Below are 17548 nucleotides of genomic sequence, written 5' to 3' on the forward strand. Positions count from 1 at the left end.
TCCCGCGCCATCATGTTGGAGGCTTCCCTTGAGTCCGAGTAATCCGGTGTTAAGCCATCATATTTCTTCTCAATTTAATGAAGACTTGCAAGATGTAAACACAAAGTTTATGACCATGGGTGGCTTGGTCGAACAGCAGGTTGCAAATGCAATTCATTCTTTACTTGATACAGACGCAAATTTAGCGATTGATGTTCAATTTAAAGATAATGCAGTCAATCAATATGAACGTGATATTGATGAAGGCCTGACGCTAATTTTGGCGCGTCGTCATCCGGCAGCGATTGACTTACGTATGGTTATTGCCATGAGCAAAGCCAATACTGACCTTGAGCGTATTGGTGATGAAGCTGCAAAAATTGCCCGTATTGCACAAAATCTGTGTGAAGAGGGCGGGTCACCGCGTGGCTACATGGAAACACGTCATATTGGTAACCAAGTTCGTGTCATGATTCATGATGCACTTGACGCTTTTGCACGTTTAGATGCAGATCAAGCTTTACGTGTACTTTTAGCGGATGCTGACATTGACCGTGAATATCAATCAGCAACACGTACATTAATGACCTATATGATTGAAGACCCGCGCCATATTGCTCGTGTGATTAATGTCATGTGGGTTTTACGTTCATTAGAGCGTATTGGCGATCATGCACGTAACATTGCTGAGCAAGTGATTTATATGGCAAAAGGCTTTGATGCTCGTCATACCAAAATTGAAGAAATTGAAGCCAAAGTCCACGAAAAGTAATCTTGAGCTGAAATATTTAAAGGCCTTGTTTCAAACAAGGCCTTTTTATTTTTAAAAATAATAGATAAAAAAATGTCCCGAACTTTGGGGGGCAGTTCAGGACAGAAAATCAAGTGCATAAACACGACAGGGATCGTGTTCTTCTTGCTATAGAGTGATATTAAGTTCTTCGCTTTTTGATGTCATGTAGAGTCCTGTGCGCTCTATGTAAGGCTTTTTATGTTTGTGTAAGTTTCACGTAAAAAAAGGCGGATCTATGTATATAGACCCGCCTTTTTAATGATGATTAAGCTAAAACAAACCGATTATTCTGGTTTCCAGCCTTCAGCTTTTTCTACACTTTCATCATTGTTAAAGAACTTCTCACGTTGTTCTTCCAGAAACTTTTTAGCTTCTGGTTCAAACACGTTTAAACGCTTTTCATTAATTAGCGTAGTTTGGTGTTGTAACCATTCTTGCCATGCTTGCTTAGAAACATTTTCAAAAAAATCTTGGCCTTTAGCACCTGGGAAAGGGGCGAAGTCTAAACCTTCCATTTCCTTTTGATATTTACGGCAAAATACTTGGCGACTCATGTTTTATCCTTAAGCGTATAACTGTTCTAAACGTGTATGGGCACGCGCAATTGCAGCTTCAACCTGTTTTGGAGAAGTTCCACCAATATGATCACGAGCATTTACAGAAGCTTCTAGAGTTAAAGCTTTGTCAAACACATCTGCTGTAATTAAGTCAGAAAATTGCTGTAATTGCTCAAGTGTGAGTTCAGATAAGTCTTTTTCTTCCGCAACACCTAATGCAACAGCTTTACCTACAATTTCATGCGCATCACGGAACGCAACGCCTTTTTTCACTAAGTAGTCAGCAAGGTCAGTTGCAGTTGAGAATCCACGAAGAGCAGCTTCACGCATGACTTCAATATTTGGAACCAATGCAGGAATCATGTCTGCAAATGCCATGAGTGAACCACGAACTGTATCGATTGCATCAAATAAAGGTTCTTTGTCTTCTTGGTTATCTTTGTTGTATGCCAATGGTTGACCTTTCATGAGCGTAAGTAAGCTAATTAAGTCACCAAATACACGGCCAGATTTACCGCGAATAAGTTCTGGAACATCCGGATTTTTCTTCTGTGGCATGATTGAAGAACCGGTACAGAAGCGATCAGGAATATTCACAAATTTGAACTGGGCAGAAGTCCAAAGAATGAGCTCTTCTGACATACGTGATAAATGCATCATGATAAGTGCAGCCGCCGCATTAAATTCGATGGCAAAGTCACGGTCAGATACAGCATCAAGAGAGTTTTCAGATACAGCTTCAAACCCTAAAAGTTCTGCTGTGTATGCGCGGTCAATCGGATAAGTGGTACCAGCAAGAGCAGCTGAACCAAGTGGCATGCGGTTAACGCGCTTACGACAATCTTGAAGACGTTCGGTATCACGCACTAACATTTCAAACCATGCTAACAAGTGATGACCAAAAGTCACAGGCTGAGCAGTTTGTAGGTGTGTAAAGCCTGGCATAATTGTATTTACATTTTTGGCAGCCAAGCCTAACAAGCCTTTTTGTAAACGTTCTAATAATTTTAAAATATCATCAATTTCGTCGCGCAGGTAAAGACGAATATCAGTTGCAACCTGATCGTTACGGCTACGGCCAGTGTGTAATTTTTTACCTGTAATGCCAATACGTTGAGTCAAACGTGATTCAATGTTCATGTGAACATCTTCAAGATCGATGCGCCACTCAAAGTTTCCAGCCTCAATTTCTGAGCGAATGGTGCTTAAACCTTCAATAATGTCATCGCGTTCTGCTTCTGTGAGTACGCCAACTTTCGCAAGCATGGTAGCATGCGCAATCGAACCAGCGATGTCTTGCTTATAAAAACGTTGGTCAAACTGAACAGAGGCGGTAAATTCGGCTACAAAAGCGTCCGTCGCTTCAGAAAAACGACCACCCCACATACCTGAGGTTTGGTCTGGGGTTACTGAATTAGGGGGATTTGAAGATGTGGTCATGGTGGCTCAGTAAAATAAAAAAGAGTATATCACTTGCCGAAGCTCAACAAACAAAGTTGTTTCCTACAGCATACCGAAATCAAAATTCCTCCTATTTTTTTACGAAAAGCGGGCGTTGGCAACACTTATTCGAATTAATTATCGCAAGTAATGTTTTGGCACTGGTTTTGGCATTGGCTGAAGCACAGTCTTGGCAAGCCTTAAGCGGGGGAAGGCTTTTTCAATACATCGTTTTTATTAACTGGGTAATATTGTCCTTTTTTGCATTGGTTGAACGCTTTCAGGGTTTTTTTAGCAGCCTACGTCAAGAATTTGCTTTGGCTATTGGTTTTGTCATGCTGCAAAGTATTGTTGTTTTGACCACCTTAATGAGTAATTTTTTTCAGTTTGGTCTTTTTAATAAACATGCTTCTTTAACGCAGGGCTGGAGTGTTTATTTTACTAATGTACCTTTATATCTAAGCTATGGAATATTACTCGGGGCTTTTTGCTTACGTTATTTATATGTCAGGGAACAATGGTTGCATCAGCAATATGCCGAATTAAATGCCCGTATTCAGGCCATGCAAGCACGAATTCATCCTCACTTCTTATTTAATAGTCTAAATAATGTGGTGAGTTTAATTGCGATAGATCCAGATAAAGCAGAAAGCATGCTCATTAGTTTGTCGCGTTTATTTCGAGCAAGTTTCCAAGAATTAAAATTGGTGAGTCTGCAAGAAGAAATCGAGCTGAGTAAACAATATTTAATGATTGAACAGGTCCGTTTGGGAGAACGTTTAAAAGTAGATTGGAAGATCGAGCTTTCATCTGTGCAATTAAAACAGATCACTATTCCTTTATTGACATTACAACCTTTGTTAGAGAATAGTATTTTTCATGGGGTAGAACCAATGATGGGTAAAGCAACCATAGGGGTATTGGTTGAAATATTGCAAAATCAGGTCAGTATAGTCATTACCAACCCATATACAGACGATACAATAAATTCACGGAAAGGGCATGGAATCGCTCTTGAAAATGTTAAGCAGCGCCTGAAAGCGTATTATGGGAACACCGTTAGATTTCAGGTTTATAAAGGTGAAGCTTTATATACCACTATTATGAGCTATCAATATCAAACAAAATAATAAGTCAGTCAGAGTTAACCATAAAAAAATGGACCAAGTTAACGGTGACAAGGAGGATGAATGAAGGTGCTAATTTGTGATGATGAACCACTTGCAGTGGAGCGTTTATCACGTTTAGTTTCAAAGATGGGACATGAGGTTGTATCAACGGCTCATCATGGACAGGAGGCCTTGGAACAGGCACGGCTTCATCAACCGGATGTAATCTTACTTGATATTCAAATGCCAGGTATGAATGGGCTTGTCTGTGCAGAACAGTTGAGTCAGCTCAATCCTCGACCTGCGATTGTATTTTGTACCGCCTACGATCAGCATGCATTGGAAGCTTTTAAAGCCCAAGCGCAAGCATATCTTCTTAAACCGATTGATCCAGTTGAACTTGAGCAAGCTTTAAACCAGCTAACTCAACTTACTCAAGCGCAGCTCAATGCATTACCGAATTCTGAGCTTTTACAAGATTTAAAAACACAGCGTCATCAAATTGCCGCAAAAACCTATCGTGGTGTTGAGCTGATTCCAGTTGAAAATATCTATTACTTTTTAGCCGATCAGAAATATGTCACTGTGAGACATAAAAATGGCAGTGTATTAATAGATGAAACATTAAAAGAGCTTGAAACCGAATTCGCAGATCAGTTTATTCGTATTCATCGAAATGCGTTGGTTGCAGTCGCATATTTAGATGGGTTGGAGCTGATCAGTTCAGGGCAATATCAGGTTAGATTACGCGGTCTTGATGAAAAACTTTCAGTGAGCCGTCGACATTTGTCTACGCTTAGAGAGCGAATTCATCAGCTCTGAATTTAAAAGAGTTATCTTGGACTTGCGAGATTTTACTTGCAATTTTAAGGGATCAAGTTAAGTTTAGGGTGTATTGTTTGACCAGCCCATGCTTGAATTTATGAAAACCTTGAAAATTGCTACACGACAAAGCCCACTTGCTCTTTGGCAGGCAGAACATATTCGTGCCCGTTTAGAGGAGCTTCACCCTGATTTAACGGTGGAACTGGTTAAATTTGTCACGCAGGGCGATAAAATTTTAGATACGCCTTTAGCAAAAATTGGGGGTAAAGGGCTGTTCGTTAAAGAGTTGGAAGCAGCACTTTTAGATGGGCGTGCGGACTTAGCTGTACATTCAATGAAAGATGTCCCAATGGCTTTGCCAGAGGGTTTAACTTTAGCAGTGATTTGTGAGCGTGAAGATCCGTTAGATGCTTTTGTTTCAAATCAGTTTGAAAAATTCGCTGATTTACCACAAGGTGCAAAAGTTGGTACCTCAAGCTTGCGTCGAAAATCTCAGATTTTAAAACAACGTCCTGATTTGCAAATTATTGACTTGCGTGGAAATGTTGGCACACGTTTAGCGAAGCTAGATGAAGGTCAATACGATGCAATTATTCTGGCCAGTGCCGGTTTGAAGCGTTTAGGTTTGTCAGAACGTATCCGTCATTGTTTAACACCAGATGTTAGTTTGCCTGCTGTGGGACAAGGTGCATTGGGTTTAGAGTGCCGTGCAGCTGACCAAGATGTATTGGCTTTAATTCAACCTTTATTACACACAGAAACAGATGTTTGTGTGCGTGCTGAACGTGCATTTAATGCCTACCTTGAAGGTGGTTGCCAGGTCCCAATTGCAGGTTATGCCACACTACAAAATGGTCAAATCCATATCGAAGGTCGTGTTGGAAGCCCAGATGGCCAAACATTATTACGTGCTGAACTGACAGACGAAGCCAATAATGCTCAGCAATTGGGTGAGAACCTTGCTCGAAACTTACTTGATCAAGGTGCTGGCGAGCTATTAAAGGCCCTCTACTAAACCATGTTGTTTATTAATACTCGACCTGATTCGCGTGCAGCTGAATTAACAGAAGCTTTGCAAAATGAAGGTTATCAGGTTGAGTCTTTACCCCTTTTAGAGCTCGTTGCCAAACCCTTTTCCGAACACTTACTCCAGCTTTATCAACAATTAATTAGGGCGCAAGCTATTGTGGTCGTCAGCCCAACCGCTGTTGAAGTGGGTGTGGAATATTTAGTAAAAAGCGGTTTAAAAATTAGCGATTTAAAACATATTCAGTGGATTGCGGTAGGGCAAGCAACAGCCAATTGTCTAAACGAATATGGAATACAAGCACATATCCCCGATGTTGAAACTTCTGAGGGGATGTTGAACCTACCTATTCTGCATAATATGCAACAGACGGGTAGCGTGGCTTTTTGGCGGGGAGAAGGTGGACGCCAATTTATGATGGAGACCTTGCAACAACAAGGAATTCAGATTTTAAATTTTGTTCTATATTATCGGCAGTGCCCAGAAGCTTCATATTCTACATTCAAACATCTGACACAGAATTCAAATTATAATTTAAATAAATGGCTCGTCTTAATTACCAGTGAAGCGAGCTGGAAGTATTGGTTAGAGCTTTGTTCAAAAAATAATGTACAACCTGATGGTGTATATCTGGTTTTGGGACCTCGTCTTTTTCAAATTGTTAAAGAGTATCGCGATCAGCAACAGGCTCATTTTCACATTATTCAACTTGAAAATTTATCGCCTTCGGGGATGATTCATCACATTCAGGCATTATAAGGATTAATATGAGAAAACTTGTTTCTATCATCATTTTGCTGGGCATAGCTTGGTTGGCTAAGCTCAGCTACGATATGTGGCAAATTTCTCGTACTGTTCCCGAGCTTAAACAAAGCCTGCTGCAATCCGAACAGCACTATGCCAATTTAAATGATCAATTGGTTGCTTTACAGCGACAGTTGCAGAATCAACCTGTGAATACAGGGAGTAAAACCAGTTCAGTCACTCAACCAGATGCACCGCCGACAGGTATTGCTCCTACAGTTTTAATTAAACAAAAGTTAGATTTAATTCAATTTGCGATTGACCAGCAGCAGTTGATTTATGCAGTTGATCAATTAAATCAGTTACAGCAATCTCTTGTGCACTATGAAATTGCCCCTGCATTACAACATAGCTTGAATCAATCACTTGAGCAGGATAAACAGGCAGTTCAACAGTTTACTTTGGCTCAAAATCAACGCCATCAATTAATCGATGATTTATTACAGAACATTGATAAGAATATTCAACAAGCCTTAGCCCAGCCTAAACTTGAAATGGATCAATCCGAGACTGTGTCTTGGTGGAAAAAATGGTTCCGTATAGAAAAAGTAGAAACGCCGTCTATTAATTTAATGAGTCGCAGTGTCGTGCTTAAAGAAGTGCAATTAAGATTATTAATTGCTGAACAGGCACTCAATCAAGGAAAAATGACTGAGTATCAAAATGAGTTGCAATCTGTGATGCAAAAGTTAGATGAAATGCCTGATGCAACAAGTCAGCAGTTAAAAAAACGTATTGCTAAAGTGGCACATTTATCAGTCGTGCCAGTTCCTAAACTCTCTACACTTGGGCTAATTGGCTCATAAGGAGGATATATGAAGCACCTCCTGTGGGTTTATGTCGTCATCAGCTTAATACTCTTTGCAGCCTTAGCTTTATTTAGCTATGACTATGGAATGGGATATGTCTATATTTACTGGCGACAATTGCAGCTGCAAACAAATGTCTGGGGATTAACTCTTACTTTTGTAGTGATGAGTTTTATTGCTCAACTCGTATGGCTGTGGATTAAACGTTATTCCTCTCGTGAACAAAGGAAAAGTGAAAACATCTTCCAGTTTAAAAACCTTCATCCTTATGAACAATTGGGTATTGTTTGGTTATTAGAAGCGGCCGAAGATCAACGTGTATTTATTGAACGTGTTTTTACTCAATCAGGGCTTTTAAAAAATATTATTGATGCCAGATTTCTGGTTTTAAGTGGGGATTATCCAAAAGCATTGGCTGCTCTCGATCAATCACCACCTATGGCATTTGAATTGGCAGAGTTACAGCGAATTGAAATATTTTTGGCCGAAAATGAAGCCGACCGTGCATTAACTCATCTTGAATTTTTATACCAGCATCAGTTATCGCCTTGGTTACAAGAAATAGAAACTGCTTACCAGCAAAAATTAACTGCGTTATGGGGGCAATTAGCGCTGCAACATCCATGGGTGTATTTACGTTCCATGAAATATGGTTTGCTAGATGCTGAGCACCGTGATTTGTGGTTGCAACAACTTCTTCAGCAATTTGACCAAGCCTCTATTGATGACTTACATGCCTTGCAGCAACGTTATTTGGATTTAGAGTCTGAGATTCAAACTCGACCTTATAGCAGTAAGTTGTTATGGCTAAAACTGTTAGCACGCATGCCAGATATGAGCATGCAACATGCGGCGCTAACACTCCACTTATTAAAAGAGCAATTTGACCCAGAAGTATTTTATCTATGGTTTCAGCAACAATTGCTTAAACAAGTTCCAGACTATGCCGATGTTGAAGAAAAAATTATTGAGTTCGAAAATCAATATATGAGTTTACCAGTTTTAACCTTTGCAAAATGGCATGTCTATATGGCAACTGGGCGTCAAGCAGAAGCTGAAACATTATTATCATTATATCCAGATAATATTTTAATGAGCTATTTGCGTATTAAGTCAACGCTTAAAGAAGATGATGTGTTAATCAAACAGTTAAATCTAATCTTTGAAAATGATGCAAATTTTTTAAAGTTTAAAATATGAGGTAAAAATGAAAGAACTGTCTGTCTACCCGATAATATATGAACAGAAAGTAGCGTGGGGAGATATGGACGCTTTTGGTCATGTCAATAATGTACAATATTATCGATATATTGAAAGCTCACGTATTTTATATATGGAAGCAATCAATATATTAAACCCACATTTATATACCGTGGTAGCCTCAAGTCAGTGTAAATATTTAAAGCCTGTTTTTTATCCCGATGTATTGAAAATTGGTGTTCGCGTGGAAGAGCTCCGTAATAGCGCATTCCGTATGGCTTATATATTGTGGAGTGAAACCCAACAACAAATAGTCGCTACTGGTGAAGCTGTTATGGTATGCGTAGATAAATTAACAGAACGAAAATGTGAAATACCACAGGAAATAAAACAAAAAATTATTGAGCTAGAAAAATCAGTTGGGCATGACTTAATACATTTATCTTAAATAAATATTAATAAAATATATTTCATTTATAATTGGTAATGTAATTAAAAGGTAATTTTTTTGGTTATTCTGATGAACACGGCTTTCAAACTATTGCTTATTGAATAGATTATAAATAATATTGGTCTTGATTTTATGTTTTTAAATTTTGTCTGTATTATTTTGAATTGTCTGTAAGACTGGAGTATTTATTAATGAAACCGGATATCAGTGAATTATCTGTTGAAGAGTTAAAACGCTTACAAGAAGAAGCAGAAGCTTTAATTGCAAGTAAAAAAGATCAAGCAATCGAAGATGCTTATAATCAAATTATCGAGATTGCTGAAAATGTAGGTTTTAGTGTTGAACAACTTCTTGAGTTCGGTGCTCAAAAACGTAAGAAAACAACTCGTAAATCTGTTGAGCCTCGTTACCGCAACAAAAACAATGCTGAAGAGACTTGGACTGGTCGTGGTAAACAACCACGCTGGTTAGTTGCTGAAATTGAAAAAGGCGCAAAACTTGAAGATTTCTTAATCTAATCAAATTGCCGTTTTTAAAAGCCAAGCAAATTTGCTTGGCTTTTTTATTGATAAAAATATCTCAAAATTTTGCTATAAATATTATTTAAAAAAATTGAGTGTTTAAATTGCTCTTTAAATGAATTGTTGAGATCAAATGTGCATTTACTTCATTGAGCGCCAAGTTTTCATGATTTTGTCATACGTTCAACTTATAGTCTCAATACCGAAGCCAAGCCCGATTGCTTGGTTTTTTTATATGAAGTGAATTGGCGATGTTGAAAAAGTATGCATAATGTCAGACTAGGGAGCTACTCTCAAAATAAGGACGATAATTTGCATGTTGGTAAGGCTGAATGAAGAAAAAGTCTAAGCAATGGAAGTGGTGGTTTTTTGCCCTCATTGCATTTTTAATTTTTATTATTTTACAGATCCCGGCGACTTGGCTTATTTCTAAATTTTCAAAGAATAATCAAACTCTACACAATGTAAGTGGAAATATCTGGCAAGGCCAAGCAGATTGGCGGCGTGGTACTTTGAGAGGTTCGATTCATTGGAAAACTAGACCTCTTGACCTGTTTTTATTAAGGTTCGCTGCTGATGTAGATATCCATAGTGGTAATACCCAATTAGCTGGGGTAATGGGCTATGGTGTGGGGAAAAAAGTAATTGTAAAGGCTATGAATGGTCAAATTGCGCCTGAAACATTAAAACAAATTGTGAATTGGCAATGGCCTACGAACAGCATTCAACTGAAAGATATTGAGTTTAATTATAAGAAAGAGCAGGGTTTCGCCGCAGTTGATGGTCAATTACATTGGGGTGGCGGTGCTTTAATTTATAATATTGGTGATCGTCAAGACCGTATGAATATGCCTTCTTTAAATGGCCAATTAACGGATCAAAATGGTCAATTACAAGTTGATATACGTGATCAACGCAGTCAAAAAATGGCGAATCTCTTATTAGATGCCAACATGATGCTTGATGTGCAGCTCACCCAAAGATTATTACTTAATATTCCATCTTATGATGGAAAAGCTGGTTTAGATACGTTTGTCATTAGTTCTCGTCAACCCTTAATACAAGGGGGTAACTAATGAAAGTATGGATTGAGAAATTACAGCAATTACAGTGGCAAAAATTAGATCGGTTAAGTGTAGTTGTATTTGCCTTTTTAATTTTATGGTTGTGTTGGAAATTAGCTTCATTATTTTGGTGGGTAATTGCGCCTCCTCAAATGATGCAATTTGATCGGGTCGAGTTAGGATCACAGCAGCCACAAATTCCTAACATTAGTACTTTTTCACTTTTTAATGAACCTTCAGCCAATGCAGCACAGGAAAATGTCAACCTAGAATTACAAGGTGTAATGCTGGGTTATCCGAACCGTTTTTCTTCGGCTGTTATTAAGCTAGATAATATTGCTGACCGATATCGGGTAGGAGAAACAATAGGTTCTACATCTTATCAGTTAGCAGAAGTTTATTGGGATCACGTGATATTGCGTCAAGGTAATGGAAGTACTCGTGAACTTCAGTTTAAAGGTTTGCCAAACGGGTTATATCAACCTATGACGCCAGATGCCTCACAGCCAACTGCTATTGCGCCTCAGTCATCGGCACCTGTTAATACGACTCAAGAGGCGTTAGGACAAGCCATTCAGCAAATGCAAGGCAACCGTGAACAATATCTACGTGACATGGGTGTTAGTGGGAACTCCAGTGAGGGTTTTGAAGTTACAGAACGTACACCCACTGCGCTTCGAAATAAGTTAGGTTTAAGGCCGGGTGATCGGATTGTTTCTTTAAACGGTCAAACGGTTGGGCAGGGACAAACGGATGTGCAGTTACTTGAACAGGCTCGTCGAGCTGGGCAAGTGAAAATAGAAATAAAACGTGGTGATCAAGTGATGACCATACAACAAAATTTTTAGTGATAACACGTCACCATAAGAGTTAGGAATTATCGCAAGTTATGGCTTTATTGAATCATCAACGTCCACTTTGGGCATTACTTGCAGCAGCCCCATTGATTGCGACAGTGAGCAGCAGCGTCTATGCCCAAACATGGAAGATCAATTTACGTGATGCTGACTTAACTGCTTTTATTAATGAAGTGGCAGACATTACGGGTAAAAACTTTGCAGTAGATCCACGAGTACGTGGTAATGTCACAGTAATATCGAATAAACCCCTCAATAAAAATGAAGTTTACGACCTATTCCTTGGGGTCTTAAATGTGAATGGGGTAGTGGCAATTCCTTCGGGTAACACCATTAAGCTGGTTCCAGATAGCAATGTTAAAAATTCGGGAATTCCTTACGACTCGCGAAATAAATTGCGTGGTGATCAGATTGTTACCCGCGTCATTTGGCTTGAAAACACCAATCCTAATGATTTAATTCCAGCACTTCGTCCATTAATGCCGCAATTTGCACATATGGCTGCAATTGCAGGGACTAATGCGCTGATTGTTTCGGACCGTGCGGCAAATATTTATCAACTTGAAAATATTATTCGTAATTTAGATGGTACTGGCCAGAATGATATTGAGGCAATAAACCTTCAATCGAGCCAAGCGGAAGAAATCATTACTCAACTTGAGGCCATGAGTGCTACGGGAGCATCTAAAGATTTTAATGGTGCACGTATCCGTATTATTGCAGACAATCGAACCAATCGTATTTTAGTTAAGGGTGATCCTGAAACGCGTAAGCGCATTCGCCACATGATTGAAATGCTGGATGTGCCTTCGGCCGACCGTTTAGGTGGTTTAAAAGTTTTTCGATTGAAATATGCAAGTGCAAAAAATTTATCTGAGATTTTGCAAGGCCTCGTAACAGGACAAGCTGTTTCTTCGTCAAATAGTAATAACAGTTCTTCTAATTCATCGAATCCGATCAATAATTTGATGGGTAATAACCAGAATTCTAGTTCAAATACCTCTGGTTCAAATGGTAGCTCAATTTCTACGCCATCTATTAATCTAAACGGTAATTCGAACAATAATAATCAGAACAGTATCTCTAGCTTTAGCCAAAATGGTGTGAGTATTATTGCGGATAATGCCCAAAACTCGTTAGTGGTTAAGGCAGATCCTCAATTAATGCGCGAAATTGAATCTGCTATTCAGCAGCTTGATGTTCGCCGTCAGCAAGTTCTGATTGAAGCTGCAATTATCGAAGTGTCAGGAGATGATGCAGATCAACTTGGTATTCAATGGGCACTAGGTGATTTATCTAGTGGGATTGGTTTGCTGAGCTTTAGTAATGTAGGTGCTAGTTTATCTTCTATTGCTGCTGGTTATTTATCGAGTGGTTCGGCTGGGGCTGCATCAGCTATCGCTGGTGGCGCTAATAAAGGTAATGGGGCAACCTTGGCTCTGGGTAATTTTGAGAATTCTCGTAAGGCCTATGGTGCATTAATTCAAGCACTTAAAACTAATACCAAATCAAATTTGCTTTCGACACCATCCATTGTGACGATGGATAATGAAGAGGCGTATATTGTTGTTGGTCAGAACGTTCCCTTTGTAACAGGATCGGTCACTACAAACAGTACAGGTATTAACCCATACACCACGGTTGAGCGTAAAGATGTCGGTGTGACATTAAAAGTCGTTCCACATATCGGTGAAGGTGGTACAGTTCGTCTGGAAGTAGAACAAGAAGTCTCTGCTGTTCAAGACAGTCGTGGACAAGCGGCTGACTTGGTGACAAGTAAACGTGCCATTAAAACTGCTGTTTTGGCTGAACATGGACAGACAGTAGTGCTTGGTGGTTTGGTGTCGGATGACACGTCACTTTCAAGACAAGGTATACCTGGGTTAAGTAGCATTCCCTATGTTGGTCGATTGTTCCGCTCAGATAATAGAAGTAATGTAAAACGTAACCTTCTTGTTTTTATCCACCCAACAATTGTGGGTGATGCAAATGATGTGCGCCGTTTGTCTCAGCAGCGCTATAGCCAGCTTTATAGCTTGCAATTGGCTATGGATAAAAACGGCAATTTTGCAAAACTGCCTGAGCAGGTTGATGATGTCTATAATCAAAAGATGACACCACCTAGTATTGCCTCTCAGCCAAAAAATTATCAACAGGTTCCTTCAGGTGGAAAAACCTCGACGGTAACTACACCTGTAGCGGTAGAGCCAGCAGTTCAAAAGCAAACCTTGCAGTTACCTGATCCTGAAGTTAATCGTACTAAAAATACAGTAACAACAACGACACTGCGCCCAAGCACAGCACAGTAGTAGCATGTTATGATTGATAAAAAATGAATAGGACATATGCATGACTTGGAAACTACAAGCAATTACTGGTGAAATTACTGGCCAAGAAATTAATGTTGATCGTGATATGTTGGTAGGGCGTCATCAAGATGCTGATGTATTGTTACAAGCTGCTGAAATTTCACGTCGCCATGCTGCATTGCTTCTGAAAGATCAAGCGCTATGGGTACAAGACCTTAATTCATCGAATGGCACATTTGTAAACGATATTCGTATTGAGCAAGAAAAGCAGTTGCATGATGGTGATATTGTTCAGTTTGCTAGTTTTAAATTTTCTGTATTGGCTCCTGCACAGAAAATCACGGAATTACCCGAAATTGAAGCCGAACCTGTAAATACGACATCCTCTCCAGATTTAAGCGATCAAGGAATGCCGAGCCTTGCAGAGCGTGCCGCAGAAGTAGAAGTTCGTCGCGATGGTATGCCGCAGAATATTTCTATTCCAAAGCCTGCACCTATTCCAGAGGGTGTAGATGTTAATGCACAACAGCAAACACCTATCGCTTTTGATGAACCGGTTTCTCGTGTTGCTGAAGAAAAAGAGCAACAAAAGAATGCCTCAGTTGGTTTAATCACTATTATTATTTTAGTAATTTTAGCTGTATTGGCATGGTTATTCTTTAAATAATCCGTTGCTGCTTTTACAATCAAGGCATGCTAAACGCATGCCTTTTTAATTTTGAGTAGAAAAAAGATGTCTGTTGCACAACTAAGTAAGCGCGATTTAATTTTATTTGATCTAGATGGGACGTTGGTTGATTCTGCTGCTGATTTGTATCGGTCTATGAATTTAAGTTTAGAGGCGCTAAGTTGGCCATTGGTAACAGAAGTTCAAATACGAGAATGGGTGGGTAAAGGAGCTTCAAAACTCTGTGAAAGTGTTCTGCTTCATATTTTTGGAAAATTAGATCCTGAACAGCACAAAGTCTTATTACAAAAATTTATTGATATATATAGTGTAGAACTCTGTGTAAATACTCAAATTTATCCTGGTGTAACCGAGTTTTTAAAACATTGTAAAACTTTGAATATACAAATGGCATGCGTTACCAATAAGCCTGTACAACTTGCCCAAGGTTTACTTGATGCTTTACAGCTCTCTCCATATTTTCAAGTCGTACTTGGCGGGGATAGCTTACCGGAGAGAAAACCTCATCCATTACCATTATTGCATTGCATGCAAAGCCTAAAAATATCTGCTTCACAATCGTTAATGATTGGCGATTCAAGTAATGATATTGAGGCTGCACGTCGTGCTGGAATTGATTGTATTGTGGTTAGCTATGGCTATAATCATGGAGAAAATATCTATGATTGCCAACCTCAGCAAGTTGTTGATAGTCTTGCTGAGTTAATTATCTAATGAATGAAATGGAGATCAGAATGAATAAGCGTATGGTTTTTCGATGGCGTGTCTAAACCGAATCTAGAAAAACACACTTTTAAATCGAAACCATATTAGAGAAAATTCATGACAACATTAGCGCAATTCGAGCAACTTAAGGCTGCTGGTTACAACACGATTCCAGTTTATCGCCAACGCCTAGCAGACACAGAAACTCCTTTATCTGTTTTTGCTCGTTTTAAAGACCACACGCAAGCTTATTTATTTGAGTCAGTCGAAGGTGGCGAAAATTGGGCGCGCTATTCTATGATTGGTTTAGGTGAGTCGACGGTTTTCTCATGTAATGCAGGTGTTCTGTCTATACAACATGCTGATGGCTCAATTACACAACAAGATTGCCAAGACCCATTTCAGTATATTCGTGAATTTCAGAAGCAATTTAAAGTGCCATCTGCTGAGCTCTTGCCAAACTTACCGAGTTTTACGGGCGGATTAGTAGGTTATTTAGGCTACGACGCAGTCCGTTATATCGAGCCACGTTTAAAGAATGTTCCTACAGCTGACCCAATTACATTGCCGGATTTATGGTTAATGCTATCAAAGACAGTCATAGTCTTTGATAACCTTAAAGATACTTTATTTTTAATTGTTCATGCGGATACAGAGCAGAGCAATGCTTATGAAGACGCTCAGCAAAAATTAGATCAATTAGAGCAGTTGTTAGCTACTCCAGTTAGTTTGCAAGCTAAGCCACATACACCTCCACATTTTGAATCAATTACTGGTAAAGCGAAATTCTTAGAGACAGTTGAAAAAGTTAAAGAATATATACGTGCTGGTGATGTGATGCAGGTTGTTCCAGGGCAGCGTATGGTTTCTGATTTCGATGGGGAGGCTTTACAGGTTTATCGTGCTTTACGTCATTTGAACCCATCGCCTTATTTATTCTTGGTACAAGGGCAAACGATTACTGATAAAAAGCCATTCCATATTGTAGGGTCGTCGCCAGAAATTCTTTCTCGTTTGGAAAATGGCATTGCTACAGTTCGGCCTTTAGCGGGGACCAGACCGCGTGGTAAAACTAAAGAAGAAGATATTGCGCTAGAAAAAGATTTGCTTTCTGACGAAAAAGAAATCGCTGAGCATTTAATGTTGATTGACCTTGGTCGAAATGATGTGGGACGCGTATCAAAAATAGGTAAGGTCCAAGTAACGGATCAAATGGTGATTGAACGCTATTCACATGTCATGCACATTGTCTCAAATGTGCAAGGCGAAGTTCGTGACGATATCGATGCGCTAGATGTATTTAAAGCAACTTTCCCAGCAGGTACTTTATCGGGTGCACCAAAAATTCGTGCAATGGAAATTATTGATGAAGTTGAGCCTGTGAAAAGAGGTGTGTTTGGTGGGGCAGTGGGATATTTAGGATGGCACGGCGAAATGGATATGTCGATTGCAATCCGTACTTGTGTTATTCGAGATAAAAAAGTGTATGTGCAGGCTGGAGCAGGCTTGGTCGCGGACTCAAATCCTGAATCTGAATGGAATGAAACGCAAATAAAAGCTCGCGCAGTGATCAAAGCGGTTGAATTATCATCAAACGGATTGATTTTATGAGTTTTTAGCGGTTTTTTTTAAAAAACCGCTTGCATCGTTTGGAAGTTTTGCTAAACTGCACACCGTTCCGATACGAAACGTACGAAACACTAAGAAGAGCCGGCATAGCTCAGTTGGTAGAGCAACTGACTTGTAATCAGTAGGTCCACAGTTCGAATCCGTGTGCCGGCACCATCTTAAAGGTGTGTAGTTGTGAAGTAAAGAACAACACTGAAATAAGTGTGATATGGTGAGATTCCCGAGCGGTCAAAGGGGGCGGACTGTAACTCCGCTACGAAAGTTTCGAAGGTTCGAATCCTTCTCTCACCACCATTAACTTCGATTGAAGTGGTATATATACCAACACAGTGCGGGAGTAGCTCAGTTGGTAGAGCGGCAGCCTTCCAAGCTGCATGTCGCGAGTTCGATCCTCGTCTCCCGCTCCATCGAAGGATAATCGCTCTTATAGCTCAGTGGTAGAGCACTCCCTTGGTAAGGGAGAGGTCTCGAGTTCAAATCTCGATAAGAGCTCCAGATACAGTTTAGTAGATTTTCTACAAAGATTTAAAAAGCAGGCTTATTAGTCTGCTTTTCAAGTATTGGGTGTTTGATTTTTTAGGCGATATGTCGATGCTGAGTTTTTGCTCAGAATTGTGTTCGACGTAAACGAGGACTATAAACATGGCTAAGGCTAAGTTTGAACGTAATAAGCCACACGTAAACGTGGGCACAATCGGTCACGTTGACCATGGTAAAACAACTTTAACTGCTGCGATTGCAACAATTTGTGCAAAAACTTACGGCGGTGAAGCGAAAGATT

Annotated in this window: 18 protein-coding genes and 4 tRNA genes; 20 read left to right on the forward strand and 2 right to left on the reverse strand. The window is 39.6% G+C overall.

Translation table 11 applies throughout. From position 1 onward, the window contains the following. Positions 1-28: 28 nt before the first annotated feature. Positions 29-751: a phosphate signaling complex protein PhoU gene (gene phoU / locus JGE69_RS17375; protein ID WP_000075183.1), complete on the forward strand. Its 723-nt coding sequence runs from the start codon at positions 29-31 to the stop codon at positions 749-751. Between the two features lie 305 nt (positions 752-1056). On the opposite strand, the gene JGE69_RS17380 is transcribed toward phoU, so the two are convergent. Continuing rightward, positions 1057-1326, reverse strand: coding sequence for an oxidative damage protection protein (locus JGE69_RS17380; RefSeq protein WP_000089995.1), 270 nt, complete (start codon positions 1324-1326; stop codon positions 1057-1059). A gap of 9 nt (positions 1327-1335) precedes the next feature. Further along, the gene (gene argH, locus JGE69_RS17385; protein ID WP_199114156.1) at positions 1336-2769 is read right to left on the reverse strand and encodes an argininosuccinate lyase; all 1434 of its coding nucleotides are present in this window, start codon (positions 2767-2769) and stop codon (positions 1336-1338) included. Between argH and JGE69_RS17390 the strand changes: the two genes are divergently transcribed. The 19 genes from JGE69_RS17390 to JGE69_RS17480 all read left to right on the forward strand — a co-directional run. Beyond that, positions 2760-3899 carry a sensor histidine kinase gene (locus tag JGE69_RS17390; protein ID WP_199114154.1) on the forward strand — a complete coding sequence of 380 codons (1140 nt, stop codon included), beginning with the start codon at positions 2760-2762 and terminating at the stop codon, positions 3897-3899. The two genes, argH and JGE69_RS17390, sit on opposite strands and share 10 nt — an antisense overlap. A gap of 60 nt (positions 3900-3959) precedes the next feature. Beyond that, complete coding sequence (locus JGE69_RS17395; protein WP_199114151.1) at positions 3960-4700, forward strand: LytR/AlgR family response regulator transcription factor; 741 nt, start codon at positions 3960-3962, stop codon at positions 4698-4700. 100 nt (positions 4701-4800) lie between these two features. Further along, positions 4801-5718 carry a hydroxymethylbilane synthase gene (hemC, locus tag JGE69_RS17400; RefSeq protein WP_199114149.1) on the forward strand — a complete coding sequence of 306 codons (918 nt, stop codon included), beginning with the start codon at positions 4801-4803 and terminating at the stop codon, positions 5716-5718. A gap of 3 nt (positions 5719-5721) precedes the next feature. Then, on the forward strand, positions 5722-6489 hold the full coding sequence (locus JGE69_RS17405; RefSeq protein ID WP_199114147.1) for a uroporphyrinogen-III synthase: 768 nt from the start codon (positions 5722-5724) through the stop codon (positions 6487-6489). Between the two features lie 8 nt (positions 6490-6497). Then, on the forward strand, positions 6498-7340 hold the full coding sequence (locus JGE69_RS17410; RefSeq protein ID WP_032006827.1) for a hypothetical protein: 843 nt from the start codon (positions 6498-6500) through the stop codon (positions 7338-7340). 9 nt (positions 7341-7349) lie between these two features. Then, positions 7350-8543, forward strand: a complete 1194-nt coding sequence (locus tag JGE69_RS17415; protein WP_199114145.1) for a heme biosynthesis protein HemY — start codon at positions 7350-7352, stop codon at positions 8541-8543. Positions 8544-8550: 7 nt separating this feature from the next. Next, the gene (locus JGE69_RS17420; protein ID WP_032006824.1) at positions 8551-8991 is read left to right on the forward strand and encodes an acyl-CoA thioesterase; all 441 of its coding nucleotides are present in this window, start codon (positions 8551-8553) and stop codon (positions 8989-8991) included. A gap of 194 nt (positions 8992-9185) precedes the next feature. Continuing rightward, a complete protein-coding gene (locus JGE69_RS17425; RefSeq protein WP_000801427.1) occupies positions 9186-9512 on the forward strand; it encodes an H-NS family nucleoid-associated regulatory protein in 327 nt (108 codons plus the stop codon). A 335-nt stretch (positions 9513-9847) separates the two neighbouring features. Next, positions 9848-10591: a type II secretion system protein N gene (gspN, locus tag JGE69_RS17430; protein ID WP_032005861.1), complete on the forward strand. Its 744-nt coding sequence runs from the start codon at positions 9848-9850 to the stop codon at positions 10589-10591. Continuing rightward, positions 10591-11427, forward strand: a complete 837-nt coding sequence (locus JGE69_RS17435; protein ID WP_199114143.1) for a type II secretion system protein N — start codon at positions 10591-10593, stop codon at positions 11425-11427. The genes gspN and JGE69_RS17435 overlap by 1 nt, the downstream gene beginning before the upstream one ends. A gap of 41 nt (positions 11428-11468) precedes the next feature. Next, positions 11469-13745 carry a type II secretion system secretin GspD gene (gspD, locus tag JGE69_RS17440; protein ID WP_199114141.1) on the forward strand — a complete coding sequence of 759 codons (2277 nt, stop codon included), beginning with the start codon at positions 11469-11471 and terminating at the stop codon, positions 13743-13745. Between the two features lie 40 nt (positions 13746-13785). After that, on the forward strand, positions 13786-14412 hold the full coding sequence (locus JGE69_RS17445) for an FHA domain-containing protein (protein WP_002121153.1): 627 nt from the start codon (positions 13786-13788) through the stop codon (positions 14410-14412). A gap of 66 nt (positions 14413-14478) precedes the next feature. Continuing rightward, positions 14479-15147: a phosphoglycolate phosphatase gene (locus JGE69_RS17450; RefSeq protein ID WP_005079407.1), complete on the forward strand. Its 669-nt coding sequence runs from the start codon at positions 14479-14481 to the stop codon at positions 15145-15147. Positions 15148-15255: 108 nt separating this feature from the next. Then, the gene (gene trpE / locus JGE69_RS17455) at positions 15256-16749 is read left to right on the forward strand and encodes an anthranilate synthase component I (RefSeq protein ID WP_005079406.1); all 1494 of its coding nucleotides are present in this window, start codon (positions 15256-15258) and stop codon (positions 16747-16749) included. A 98-nt stretch (positions 16750-16847) separates the two neighbouring features. Further along, positions 16848-16923: transfer RNA gene (locus JGE69_RS17460), tRNA-Thr, on the forward strand. 54 nt (positions 16924-16977) lie between these two features. Next, positions 16978-17061: transfer RNA gene (locus JGE69_RS17465), tRNA-Tyr, on the forward strand. 37 nt (positions 17062-17098) lie between these two features. Beyond that, positions 17099-17174: transfer RNA gene (locus JGE69_RS17470), tRNA-Gly, on the forward strand. 13 nt (positions 17175-17187) lie between these two features. Further along, positions 17188-17262, forward strand: a tRNA-Thr gene (locus tag JGE69_RS17475). A 147-nt stretch (positions 17263-17409) separates the two neighbouring features. After that, positions 17410-17548: GTP-binding protein (locus JGE69_RS17480; RefSeq protein ID WP_227545342.1), on the forward strand; the 139-nt coding region annotated here is incomplete at its 3' end.

This window comes from Acinetobacter sp. C13 (assembly GCF_016809775.1).
GTDB lineage: Bacteria > Pseudomonadota > Gammaproteobacteria > Pseudomonadales > Moraxellaceae > Acinetobacter > Acinetobacter pittii.

Bases quoted from the DNA above. Each gene is read 5' to 3' on its own strand.
- JGE69_RS17395 (WP_199114151.1), top strand. From the start codon at position 3,960: ATGAAGGTGCTAATTTGTGATGATGAACCACTTGCAGTGGAGCGTTTA.
- JGE69_RS17415 (WP_199114145.1), top strand. From the start codon at position 7,350: ATGAAGCACCTCCTGTGGGTTTATGTCGTCATCAGCTTAATACTCTTT.
- JGE69_RS17435 (WP_199114143.1), top strand. From the start codon at position 10,591: ATGAAAGTATGGATTGAGAAATTACAGCAATTACAGTGGCAAAAATTA.
- gspD (WP_199114141.1), top strand. From the start codon at position 11,469: ATGGCTTTATTGAATCATCAACGTCCACTTTGGGCATTACTTGCAGCA.
- JGE69_RS17450 (WP_005079407.1), top strand. From the start codon at position 14,479: ATGTCTGTTGCACAACTAAGTAAGCGCGATTTAATTTTATTTGATCTA.
- gspN (WP_032005861.1), top strand. From the start codon at position 9,848: ATGAAGAAAAAGTCTAAGCAATGGAAGTGGTGGTTTTTTGCCCTCATT.
- hemC (WP_199114149.1), top strand. From the start codon at position 4,801: ATGAAAACCTTGAAAATTGCTACACGACAAAGCCCACTTGCTCTTTGG.
- argH (WP_199114156.1), bottom strand. From the start codon at position 2,769: ATGACCACATCTTCAAATCCCCCTAATTCAGTAACCCCAGACCAAACC.
- JGE69_RS17420 (WP_032006824.1), top strand. From the start codon at position 8,551: ATGAAAGAACTGTCTGTCTACCCGATAATATATGAACAGAAAGTAGCG.
- JGE69_RS17380 (WP_000089995.1), bottom strand. From the start codon at position 1,326: ATGAGTCGCCAAGTATTTTGCCGTAAATATCAAAAGGAAATGGAAGGT.
- JGE69_RS17390 (WP_199114154.1), top strand. From the start codon at position 2,760: ATGTGGTCATGGTGGCTCAGTAAAATAAAAAAGAGTATATCACTTGCC.
- trpE (WP_005079406.1), top strand. From the start codon at position 15,256: ATGACAACATTAGCGCAATTCGAGCAACTTAAGGCTGCTGGTTACAAC.
- JGE69_RS17425 (WP_000801427.1), top strand. From the start codon at position 9,186: ATGAAACCGGATATCAGTGAATTATCTGTTGAAGAGTTAAAACGCTTA.
- JGE69_RS17445 (WP_002121153.1), top strand. From the start codon at position 13,786: ATGACTTGGAAACTACAAGCAATTACTGGTGAAATTACTGGCCAAGAA.
- JGE69_RS17410 (WP_032006827.1), top strand. From the start codon at position 6,498: ATGAGAAAACTTGTTTCTATCATCATTTTGCTGGGCATAGCTTGGTTG.
- JGE69_RS17405 (WP_199114147.1), top strand. From the start codon at position 5,722: ATGTTGTTTATTAATACTCGACCTGATTCGCGTGCAGCTGAATTAACA.